This is a genomic window from Erythrobacter sp. SDW2 (assembly GCF_021431965.1).
Taxonomy (GTDB): domain Bacteria; phylum Pseudomonadota; class Alphaproteobacteria; order Sphingomonadales; family Sphingomonadaceae; genus Parerythrobacter.
The window spans coordinates 238,679-248,338 of the sequence record NZ_CP090370.1 but is presented as its reverse complement, the minus strand read 5'-3'; the positions used below and the strand labels follow the sequence as shown (position 1 = coordinate 248,338).

Annotated in this window: 12 protein-coding genes; 6 read left to right on the top strand and 6 right to left on the bottom strand. The window is 65.2% G+C overall.

The genetic code is table 11. The features are described 5' to 3' along the window. Window positions 1-77: 77 nt before the first annotated feature. Window positions 78-1,688: a hypothetical protein gene (locus LY632_RS01220; RefSeq protein WP_234091997.1), complete on the bottom strand. Its 1,611-nt coding sequence runs from the start codon at window positions 1,686-1,688 to the stop codon at window positions 78-80. Between the two features lie 123 nt (window positions 1,689-1,811). Here LY632_RS01220 and gltX point away from each other — a divergent pair, with 123 nt between their 5' ends. Then, window positions 1,812-3,158, top strand: a complete 1,347-nt coding sequence (gltX, locus tag LY632_RS01215) for a glutamate--tRNA ligase (protein WP_234093279.1) — start codon at window positions 1,812-1,814, stop codon at window positions 3,156-3,158. Window positions 3,159-3,168: 10 nt separating this feature from the next. On the opposite strand, the gene LY632_RS01210 is transcribed toward gltX, so the two are convergent. The 3 genes from LY632_RS01210 to pyk form a co-directional block, all read right to left on the bottom strand. Continuing rightward, window positions 3,169-3,342, bottom strand: coding sequence for a hypothetical protein (locus LY632_RS01210; protein ID WP_234091996.1), 174 nt, complete (start codon window positions 3,340-3,342; stop codon window positions 3,169-3,171). 196 nt (window positions 3,343-3,538) lie between these two features. Next, entirely contained in the window at window positions 3,539-3,763 is a 225-nt protein-coding gene (locus LY632_RS01205; RefSeq protein ID WP_234091995.1) for a hypothetical protein, read from the bottom strand. A gap of 87 nt (window positions 3,764-3,850) precedes the next feature. Beyond that, complete coding sequence (gene pyk / locus LY632_RS01200; RefSeq protein WP_234091994.1) at window positions 3,851-5,305, bottom strand: pyruvate kinase; 1,455 nt, start codon at window positions 5,303-5,305, stop codon at window positions 3,851-3,853. A 48-nt stretch (window positions 5,306-5,353) separates the two neighbouring features. On the opposite strand from pyk, the gene LY632_RS01195 reads away from it, so the two are divergent. Then, entirely contained in the window at window positions 5,354-5,668 is a 315-nt protein-coding gene (locus LY632_RS01195) for a DUF1244 domain-containing protein (RefSeq protein WP_234091993.1), read from the top strand. A gap of 13 nt (window positions 5,669-5,681) precedes the next feature. Here LY632_RS01195 and LY632_RS01190 read toward each other — a convergent pair whose 3' ends face one another. After that, on the bottom strand, window positions 5,682-6,392 hold the full coding sequence (locus tag LY632_RS01190) for a GIN domain-containing protein (protein WP_234091992.1): 711 nt from the start codon (window positions 6,390-6,392) through the stop codon (window positions 5,682-5,684). 173 nt (window positions 6,393-6,565) lie between these two features. Here LY632_RS01190 and LY632_RS01185 point away from each other — a divergent pair, with 173 nt between their 5' ends. Continuing rightward, window positions 6,566-6,802 carry a DUF2312 domain-containing protein gene (locus LY632_RS01185; protein ID WP_118055007.1) on the top strand — a complete coding sequence of 79 codons (237 nt, stop codon included), beginning with the start codon at window positions 6,566-6,568 and terminating at the stop codon, window positions 6,800-6,802. Between the two features lie 6 nt (window positions 6,803-6,808). Here LY632_RS01185 and LY632_RS01180 read toward each other — a convergent pair whose 3' ends face one another. Then, a complete protein-coding gene (locus LY632_RS01180) occupies window positions 6,809-7,549 on the bottom strand; it encodes a type II CAAX prenyl endopeptidase Rce1 family protein (RefSeq protein ID WP_234091991.1) in 741 nt (246 codons plus the stop codon). A gap of 64 nt (window positions 7,550-7,613) precedes the next feature. Here LY632_RS01180 and LY632_RS01175 point away from each other — a divergent pair, with 64 nt between their 5' ends. From LY632_RS01175 to LY632_RS01165, 3 genes are all read left to right on the top strand, one after another. Then, a complete protein-coding gene (locus LY632_RS01175) occupies window positions 7,614-7,961 on the top strand; it encodes a heavy metal-binding domain-containing protein (protein WP_234091990.1) in 348 nt (115 codons plus the stop codon). Window positions 7,962-7,966: 5 nt separating this feature from the next. Further along, window positions 7,967-8,818: an alpha/beta fold hydrolase gene (locus LY632_RS01170; protein ID WP_234091989.1), complete on the top strand. Its 852-nt coding sequence runs from the start codon at window positions 7,967-7,969 to the stop codon at window positions 8,816-8,818. A 91-nt stretch (window positions 8,819-8,909) separates the two neighbouring features. Then, complete coding sequence (locus LY632_RS01165) at window positions 8,910-9,653, top strand: YebC/PmpR family DNA-binding transcriptional regulator (RefSeq protein WP_234091988.1); 744 nt, start codon at window positions 8,910-8,912, stop codon at window positions 9,651-9,653. The last annotated feature ends 7 nt before the right edge of the window (window positions 9,654-9,660 follow it).

The following is a 9,660-nucleotide window of genomic DNA, read 5'->3' as shown; positions in this document are numbered from 1 at the left end:
CGTCCTCTCCCCTCCGACTGAGGCGGGGAGAGTGCGAAGTTAGCGCTTCCGGCGCAACCCTTTAGTCGCCTTGGGCCTTACTTGCGCTTGGCCTTGCGCGCCTTCAGTTCTTCGGGGGAGGGGATCACCGGCGAGAGTTCGTCGATCACCGCCTGGGCCGGGATGAACAGCGTCTCGTCGGCGCCGTCCTCGCCCTGATTTACGAACCGGGTGAAACCGACGGTGACCGGCACATAATAGTAATCGCTGTCCTGCCGCTGCGGCAGCACGATCAGCATGGTGAAGCCTTCCTTGCCCTTCGCCTTCGCCTGCAGCGCGGCATGGAGCATGATCGCATCGATGCCGGTGTAGAGATTGCCGGTCGAATAGATGCGCCAATAGCCGTCCTCGTCGGCTTCCTTCGACATCATCCTGGACTTTGCGATCCGCCAGGTGTCCTTGCTGCGGCTCTCGAACTCGTCGACCTTGGCGTAGGGCTGGACATACTGGAACAGCGTCTTGTTGTCGGTGTCCTTCTGTAGCTTGACCGCCATCAGGTCGTCATAGCGGCCTTGCCACATCTCTTCGGGCGTCACCTTCAGCGGGCCGACCAGCTCCGCTTCTTCGGCCCCGTCGCGCAACAGCCTGTTGGCCTGGCGGACCGAGCCGAAGCTGGGTTCGACCCATTGCGAGCGGCCCGAGAACAGGCGGCGGGCGGCGGCAAGATCCCCGTCATTGGCGGTCGTGAGGATGGTATAGAGGTCGAGCACCTCGACAACCTTCGCCGCGTCCTCCTCCGGTTTGCCGTCGGCGCGGCGTGCGGCCATGTTGCTGCGGGCGAATGCGGCTCGCGTCTCGGCCTGTTCCCACTGCCCGGCCAGCGCGTGCGAGAGAGCGGCGCGGGCGTAGTAGATCGAGGACTTCGACTCGGTGTCGATCCCCTCGAGCATGGTGATCAGGCCTTCGCGCTTGGCCGCAGCCTCGGCGAAGCGGTCGACCTCCTCCAGCTTGTCGGCATATTCGCCCAGCAGGAAGGGCAGCATCCGCGCATTGGCGGCGGCCTTGCTCTCGGCGGCCGGAGTCAGCGTGCGGACATATTCGGAATAGTCCTGCGTCACGATGCTCGGCACGAAGCTGTAGGTGATGTTCTCCAGCGGCTTGAGCGAGGCTTCGTTGGCCCCGTCCGCATCGCCCAGCCGCAGCCGCGCCTCGGCCTCAATGGTGCTGAAGCTGAGCCCCATCGAGCGGTCGAAGTAAGGATTGCCGGCGAGGCCGGCAGCAGCGGCTTCTGCGCGCGCCTTGTCGACATCGATCAGCGCGGCTTCATAGTTCTTGGCTTCGATCTGGTGCAGCGCGCGGGCCAGGATCAGCGGGATGCGACGCACCGCATTGCCTTCGGCCTTGTCGCCGTCGATCAGCTGGTTGCAGGCATCGACCCCGGCCTCGCCGAACAGGCGCTTCGACGGATCGGGCGATTCCGGCGCCGGGGCGAAGATGCTGAGCAGCGTCAGCGCGCCGAGCAGGCGGGCAAAGCTTTCGCCGCCGGTCATGTTGTTCGGTTCGCCGTCGCAGCGCAGATAGAGCGAGCCGAGCCGCTTCTTTTCTTCGGCCGCTGCGGCACGCTGCTCGCGCGTTTCCTTTTGCGCCTGCGCAGCGGTTGCACCGAACACGGTCGCTGCCAGCGCGGCAGCGGCAATCGTCTTTTTCATATAGAATTCGACCCCTTGCGTCCCCTGGGTTCCTATCTCTTTCATCCCCACGCCGATTTCAAGTGGCATAATGATGGCACCTTACGCTTGAGCGCCAGCCCGGCGATGGCTAACGCGCTGGCCATGGTCACAACCCGTTTCGCCCCCTCGCCCACCGGGCGGCTGCATGTCGGCAATATCCGCACCGCGCTCCACAACTGGCTGCTGGCAAAGAAGCATGGCGGCACCTTCATGCTGCGCATCGACGACACCGATGCCGAACGCAGCCGCGAGGAATATGTCGAGGCGATCCGCGCCGATCTGGCGTGGCTGGGGCTGGAGCCCGATGGCGAGGAGCGGCAGTCCCAGAGGCTGACGCATTACGAAACGGCCTTCGCGGCGCTGCGCGAGGCGGGCCGGGTGTATCCCTGCTACGAGACCGCGCAGGAGCTCGATCTCAAGCGCAAGATCCAGCTCGGGCGCGGGCTTCCACCGATCTACGATCGCGGCGCGCTGACGCTGAGCGAAGCGGATCGCGCCGCCAAGGAAGCCGAGGGCATTGCCCCGCACTGGCGCTTCAAGCTCGACCATGACGAGCCGATCGTGTGGGACGACGGCATCCGGGGCGCGCAGAAGTTCGATCCCGCCACGCTCAGCGATCCGGTGATAAGGCGCGCCGATGGCTCGTGGCTCTACATGCTGCCGAGCGCGGTCGACGATATCGAGATGGGTGTCACCCATGTGCTGCGCGGCGAGGACCATGTGTCCAACACAGCGGTGCAAATACAGATGTTTACCGCACTTCATGCTGCGCAGCATGGGCCGCAGCAAAATCTGCCGCAGTTCGCACATGAGGCGCTGCTGGTGGGCAATGAAGGCAAGCTGTCGAAGAGGTTGGGTTCGCTCGGCTGCGATGCTTTCCGCGAGAAGGGCATCGAGCCGCAGGCGATCATCGCCCTGCTGGCGCGGCTTGGCACTTCGCAGCCGGTCGAGCCGATTGCCGACCGGCAAGCGCTGGTGGAAAGCTTCGACCTCGCGCACTTCGGGCGCGCACCGGCGCGCTTCGACGATGCCGAACTGGAACGGCTCAATGCCGCCATCGTCCACCAGTTGGACTTTGCCGATGTGGCGCATCGCCTGCCCGAAGGGATCGACGAGGCCGGCTGGCACGCCATCCGGCCCAACCTGGCGCATGTCGCCGAAGCGAGCGAGCTATGGCGGCTGGTGACCGGCCCGATCGAGCAGCCGGAGTTTTCGGACGAAGACCGGGCCTATCTGGCCGAGGCCGCGCAAGCGCTGAGCTGGGGCGATGACCCATGGCACGCGCTCACCGCGTCGCTCAAGGACAGCACAGGCCGCAAGGGCAAGGCTCTGTTCCTCCCCCTGCGCCAGGCGCTAACCGGGATGGACCACGGGCCTGATATGGCGGAGCTGCTGCCCCTGATCGGCGAGGCCGAGGCACGGGCAAGGCTAACACAGGCAGCAGGCTAAAGGCCGCCCTCTACCCCGCCAGGATCGTCTGCGAGACTTCCTCGACGCTGCCGGTGACCAGCAGCGGCGTGCTCCCGACCATGCCGACCAGCGTCTGGCCATTCTCGCCGGTGCGCAGCCACGCGATATTGCTGGCGACGACCATATAGTCACCGCCGCGGGATTTGAGGCTCACGAATTTCATAGGTTTGTTCCTGACGCACGAGCCTATGCGCCCGAACCCATCCGGAGGTGTTAACGCCGGGCAGATATTCGGCCAGTGCGAATGACGCCCCGTTTTAAACGTCACCCCGGCCCCCGAGCCGGGGTCCCGCTTTCCTTGCGCACCGCCGAAGGCAGCGGGACCCCGGATCAAGTCCGGGGTGACGATTTGATGTAGTTTACGGAATGATCATGAAGGCAGTTGCGTAGCTTGCGGCTCCAACGGCGGTGAGGAGCAATGCAGCGCTAAGCCGCGACACTTCGGCTGATGTTGCGATGGCCCAAAACTGCGACATCGCGCCAATAAGACAGATTGGTCCGGCAACCATCAGCATCAAGCATCCTACGGTCGTCGTGATGTCCGCCGTCGGATTGCCAATCAGCATGCCCGCGACGAAGGCCATCCCGGCAGCCGGGACAAGTGCCAAGGCAAGCAGGACAGCAGCGGTCTTCGCTGCTAGCCGACCACGCTTGCCGAGTTAATTCAACGTCTAACCCTCATGCTTCTCCAGCTCGTCGCCCATCAGCGTCACGACGTGCAGCAGGTTCGTGCTCCCCGGCGTTCCGAAGGGCACGCCCGCCAACGCGATCAGCTTGCTGCCGGCCTGGCCGAAGCCGTGGCGCAGGGCCATGCGTTTGCCCTTGGCGATCATTTCCTCGAAGCTGCCGATGTCCTTGGTCGCCACCGCATGCGCGCCCCATAGCAGGCACATCCGCCGCGCGGTGCGTATTGAGGGGGTCAGCACCAGCATCGGCACGCTCGGCCGTTCGCGGGCGACGCGGCGTGCAGTCGAGCCGCTGCCGGTGAAGACCGTGATGGCGGCGATATTGACTGTGTCGGCGATGGTCATGCAGGCATGGCTGAGTGCGTCGGCGGTGGTCGGATCGGGCGGGGTATCGAGCAGGCGGACGCGTTCGAGATAGGCCTCGTCCTGCTCCACCTGCACCGCGATCTTGTGCATGATGGTGACCGCTTCCTCGGGCCAGTCGCCCGCGGCGGTCTCGGCGCTGAGCATCACCGCGTCGGCCCCGTCATAGACCGCATTGGCAACGTCGGAGACTTCGGCGCGGGTCGGGGCCGGGCTTTCGATCATCGATTCGAGCATCTGCGTGGCGACGATCACCGGCTTGCCCTTGAGCCGGGTCGCGTTGACGATCTTCTTCTGCAGCGGCGGCACTTCCTGCGGCTCGAGCTCGACGCCGAGGTCCCCGCGCGCGACCATGATGCCGTCGGACATCTCGATGATCTCGTCCAGACGGCGGACCGCCATCGGCTTCTCGATCTTGGCACAGAGCGCGCCCTTGCCGCCCATCAGCTTGCGGGCTTCGGCGAGGTCTTCGGGGCGTTGGACGAAGCTGAGGCCGATCCAGTCGGCGCCGTGCTCCATCGCGAAGGCGAGGTCGCGGCGGTCCTTGGGCGTCATCGCCGGGATGGGAATTTCCGCATCGGGCACGTTGACGCCCTTGCGGTCGGAGATCACTCCGCCGACTTCGGCCGAACAGAGGATGCGATCATCATCGGCCTCGATCACCCGCAGGCGGATCTTGCCATCGTTGATCAGCAGCCGCTGCCCCTTGCTCAGCAGGCCGAACAGTTCGGGGTGCGGCAGTTCGCAGCGGGTTTCGTCGCCTGGCTCGGGGTTACGGTCGAGCGTGAAATGGCCCGAATGGCGGATCACCGCCTTGCCGTCCTTGAAGGTGCCGACCCGCAGCTTGGGGCCCTGCAGGTCGCACAGGATGGCAACCGGGCGGTAGAACTCGCGCTCGAGGTCGCGGATCGCCTTGATCGTTTCGGCGTGGGTGGCGTGCTCGCCATGGCTCATGTTGACGCGGAAGGCATCGGCCCCGGCGCGGAACAGCTTGCGGAGCATTTCCGGGTCGCGGCTGGCAGGGCCGACGGTGGCGAGGATCTTGACCTTGCGGCCGCGGGGATCGAGCTTTTGCATGGCCGCGAGCTATGGCACAGCTTCGTTGCAACTCAAGGAATAGTCACAATGGATACGAATTCAGCAGATGCGCTCGACCAACTCGACGATGCCGTCGCGGCAGCGGCTTTTCGTCGGCTGGTGCGGCACCTGCGGCATCGCCACGATGCCCAGAACATCGAGCTCATGGGCCTGGCCGGTTTCTGCCGCAACTGCCTTGCCGACTGGATCCGTGATGCGGGGTTCGAGGGCGACAAGCTGGCCGCGCGCGAGCTGATCCACGGTATGCCGATGGCGGAATGGAAGGCGACGCGCCAGAGCGAGGCGACGCCCGAGCAACTGGCGGCGATGGAGGCGAGCCTGAAGAAGAACGCAACAGAGTGACGCGGTGCTGCCGCTAGCGGCATTCGACCCCGCGTGCGTCGGGCGGCGAGATGGTACAGGTGGCACCGCCCACGATTTCGACACTGCCCGCACCGTTCTTGGCGACCGTCGCGCTCTCCGAGACATCGGCATAGACCGATCCCGCACCGCCGATCGCGATTTCGGCTCTGGCAGAACGCAGGCGCTTGGCCTCGATAGAACCAGCGCCGCCGGTGGCGTATTGCGCAGCCAGCGACGTGCCCTCTAGCTTGATCGTCCCCGCACCGCCAACCGCCGCCGCGACAGTCCTTGCCGCAATATCCGACACTTCGATGCGGCCCGCACCGGTGGTCGAAGCGGCAAATTCGTCGCTCGCCGGCCGGTACACCGAAACATCGGCCGGACCGACGGTCTTGACTGAACTGATCCGGGGAAGCTTGATCACGACGTTGGTGCCTGATCCGGCGTTCCAACTCCACGGCTTGCCATCCCGGTAGGCGATGGTGAGTGTCCCGTCGATGACGGTCGCTTCGGCATCGGCGATCATCTCCGCCGGGCCGTGAAAGGTCACCCGCGCTTCGCCATCGGTCGAAAAGACCATCACCTTGAAGGCACCATTGACCTCGATCCGCTCTACCGGCTCGATCGTATCCTCGCGCGTGTCATAGGGGCTCGAATTGAGTTCCTGCGCCATGGCGGGCGTACCATTGAATAGCACGAGGGCGGCCAAGAGAAGACGGTTCATGGGGATGCTCTCCTTGGTTGACGAGCTTGCTGTATCATAGCGCTAACACACCCGCAACTCGCCCCCGGGCACCCTGCCTCAGCCCACGGTTTTCTGCGCGATGGCCTTCACGTGGGACGGCTTGAAAGCTAGTCGGGACGCAACGAATCACCCCATTTCGGAGACGATGGAAAATGGCCGAAGCCACCGATGACCGCCTGCGCCTGCTGATCGAGCGTATCGAACGCCTCGAGGAAGAGAAGAAGGGCATCGCCGACGATATCCGCGACGTCTATGCCGAGGCCAAGGCGGTCGGCTACGACCCAAAGATCATGCGCCAGGTCGTCCGCCTGCGGAAGATGAAGCCCGACGACCGCAACGAAATGGAAATGGTACTCGACACCTACAAGGCCGCGCTCGGTCTCGGCTGACCGACTCTAGCCTGCGTGACGGAGCGCGAGGGCGATACCGCCCACCAGCGCTCCGTTGTGCAGCACATGCAGCAGCATGCTCGCCCACAGGCCATAGGTCACGCGGGCATAGCCGAAGATCGATCCGGCGATGAACTGAGGCAGCACCAGCGGCAGCAGCATCGCCAGCGAACCCTCCTCGTAGTTGAGCAGGTGAACCAGCGCGAAGGCGGTGGTGCTGAGCCAGAAGAACAGCGGAAAAGCGCGGGTGAACCAGCCCCACGCCGGGCGTTTGCGCAGCACGAACGCGAGCGCCAAGGCGGCCAGCACCGCGACGCCCGCGACACCGGCGGCGGCCAGCGCGTTGTCCTTCCCCGCAAAAACCAGCGCCACGGCCGCCATGCCGAGCAGGATCACGGGCGAAACCGCGTCCGGCCGGCCCGACAGCCATCCACGAAAGAACAGCTCTTCCGTCAGCGGCGCGATTACCACGATGGCGAGAACGATCTCGGGGGTCCAACTGAGTCCGTCCAGCGCATGACTCGGCGGGTCGAAGCCGCCGAAGGTTGCCGCCATCGCCAGCAGGATCAGTCCGCCCGCCACTGTCAGATCGAGCGCTGCCAGCCGCCAGGCGGCGATCAAGCTCGCGCCCGACAGCGGCGCAGCCCGTTGGGGCAGGGTCGGGCGGCGCACGAAACTGCGATAGCGTCCCCATTCCGCCCAGAGCGTCGGGGCAGGTGCAAGCTGGCTTGTTTCGTCGGCACTCATATGGCTAAGGCACCTGCCAGCGAATGCTTAAGAAAGCGAGCATCGGCAGGAGAGGAAACACAGCATGGCAGGCCCCTGGAAGGACGCGCGCGGCGTCATCGTTTCGACCACCCCCACCATCGAAGGCCGTCCGATCCAGAACTATCTCGGCATCGTTACCGGTGAAGTGATCGTCGGGGCCAATATCATGCGCGACCTTTTTGCCGGGATCCGCGATATCGTCGGTGGGCGCTCGGGCAGCTACGAGCGCATCCTGGCCGACGCCCGCAATCAGGCGATCGAGGAACTGCAGGCCGAGTGCGCCAGCCGCGGCGGCAATGCCGTCGTGGGCATAGATCTCGATTACGAGGTGATCGGCGCCAATGGCTCGATGCTGATGGTCAGCGCCAGCGGCACGGCGGTGCGGATCTGAGGTCTTTGTCAAACGCGGTCCGCACCCAATTCCGAAGCAGCGACGGGCTGACGCTCGTCGGCGATGTGCTCGGCCCCGAGGGTGCGCCGCTGGTCCTGCTGATGCACGGCGGCGGGCAGACCCGGCACAGCTGGGCGGGCGCGATGCGGGCGCTGGCCGCTGCCGGGTACCGCGTCGTCAATCTCGACGCGCGCGGCCATGGCGAAAGCGACTGGTCGGCCAGCCGTGCCTATTTCATTGCCGACTGGATCAAGGATATCCATGCCGTGATCGACGGGGCCGGGGTGCCCTGTGCACTGGTGGGCGCATCGATGGGCGGGCTGACCTCGATCCACGCGGTGGGCGAGGGCGCGCGGCCCGCCGCGCTGGTGCTGGTCGATATCGTGCCTGACATGGAACCCGCCGGTGTCCAACGGATCGTCGGCTTCATGAATGCCCATCACGGCGGCTTTGCCTCGCTGGACGAAGCCGCCGATGCGGTGGCGGCCTATTACCCTGAACGCCCGCGCCCCAAGGACCCCAGCGGGCTGATGAAGAACCTGCGCCAGCGCGAGGACGGGCGGCTCTATTGGCATTGGGACCCGGTGATGTTCGCGGTCGAGGACCGGAGCCAGTTCCGCGACCCGCTGATGCGCTCGACCGAGAAGCTCGGGCAGCTACCTGACGTGCCGGTGCTGGTGGTGCGCGGCAAGCTCAGCGATATCGTCTCCGACACCAGCGTGGCTTCCTTCCGGACCAAGGTGCCGCATGCTGTCGCGGTCGATGTTAGCGATGCCGGGCATATGGTGGCGGGCGACAAGAACGATGCCTTCAACGCGGCGGTGATCGGTTTCCTGGCGGAGCATCTGCCGCTCTAGCATGCGATGCTCGCCCCCGTTGCCCAGCGCGCGCCGACCCGCTAGGGGCAGCGCCTGAGTTTCTCATCACAGCAGGTTTAAGAAGCGAGCCATGGCAGGCCATTCCAAGTTCAAAAACATTATGCACCGCAAGGGGGCGCAGGACAAAAAGCGCTCGGCGATGTTCTCCAAGCTCAGCCGCGAGATCACCGTGGCGGCGAAGATGGGCATGCCCGATCCGGACATGAACCCGCGCCTGCGCCTGGCGGTCAACGCGGCCAAGGCGCAGTCCATGCCCAAGGACAATATCCAGCGTGCGATCGACAAGGCGAGCGCGAGCGACGGCGAGAACTACGAAGAAGTGCGCTACGAAGGCTACGGCCCGGCGGGTGTCGCCCTGATCGTCGAGGCGCTGACCGACAACCGCAACCGCACCGCCACCAATGTCCGCACCGCCTTCAGCAAGAACGGCGGCAACCTCGGCTCCGAAGGTTCGGTCAGCCACGGCTTCGATCGCAAGGGCCTGATCGAATACCCGGCCGGCGCGGGCGACGAGGAAAAGGTCCTCGAAGCCGCGATCGAAGCGGGCGCCGACGATGTCGAAAGCAGCGAAGACGGCCACAGCATCTGGACCGCCGCGGAAGACCTGCACGCCGTCGCTACCGCGCTCGAAGCCGCGCTGGGCGCAGCCGACAGCGTCAAGCTGGCGTGGAAGCCGAACATCACTGTCGCCATCGATGAAGCTGCTGCGGGCACACTGCTCAAGCTGGTCGATGCGCTGGACGACGATGACGATGTCCAGACCGTATGGGGCAATTACGAAATCCCCGACGAGATCATGGAGAGGCTGGGGTGATGAATTC

What these genes read in the sequence shown, in the direction of transcription:
- LY632_RS01220 (WP_234091997.1), bottom strand. Translation starts at nt 1,688, where the DNA reads ATGAAAAAGACGATTGCCGCTGCCGCGCTGGCAGCGACCGTGTTCGGT.
- gltX (WP_234093279.1), top strand. Translation starts at nt 1,812, where the DNA reads ATGGTCACAACCCGTTTCGCCCCCTCGCCCACCGGGCGGCTGCATGTC.
- LY632_RS01210 (WP_234091996.1), bottom strand. Translation starts at nt 3,342, where the DNA reads ATGAAATTCGTGAGCCTCAAATCCCGCGGCGGTGACTATATGGTCGTC.
- LY632_RS01205 (WP_234091995.1), bottom strand. Translation starts at nt 3,763, where the DNA reads ATGGCCTTCGTCGCGGGCATGCTGATTGGCAATCCGACGGCGGACATC.
- pyk (WP_234091994.1), bottom strand. Translation starts at nt 5,305, where the DNA reads ATGCAAAAGCTCGATCCCCGCGGCCGCAAGGTCAAGATCCTCGCCACC.
- LY632_RS01195 (WP_234091993.1), top strand. Translation starts at nt 5,354, where the DNA reads ATGGATACGAATTCAGCAGATGCGCTCGACCAACTCGACGATGCCGTC.
- LY632_RS01190 (WP_234091992.1), bottom strand. Translation starts at nt 6,392, where the DNA reads ATGAACCGTCTTCTCTTGGCCGCCCTCGTGCTATTCAATGGTACGCCC.
- LY632_RS01185 (WP_118055007.1), top strand. Translation starts at nt 6,566, where the DNA reads ATGGCCGAAGCCACCGATGACCGCCTGCGCCTGCTGATCGAGCGTATC.
- LY632_RS01180 (WP_234091991.1), bottom strand. Translation starts at nt 7,549, where the DNA reads ATGAGTGCCGACGAAACAAGCCAGCTTGCACCTGCCCCGACGCTCTGG.
- LY632_RS01175 (WP_234091990.1), top strand. Translation starts at nt 7,614, where the DNA reads ATGGCAGGCCCCTGGAAGGACGCGCGCGGCGTCATCGTTTCGACCACC.
- LY632_RS01165 (WP_234091988.1), top strand. Translation starts at nt 8,910, where the DNA reads ATGGCAGGCCATTCCAAGTTCAAAAACATTATGCACCGCAAGGGGGCG.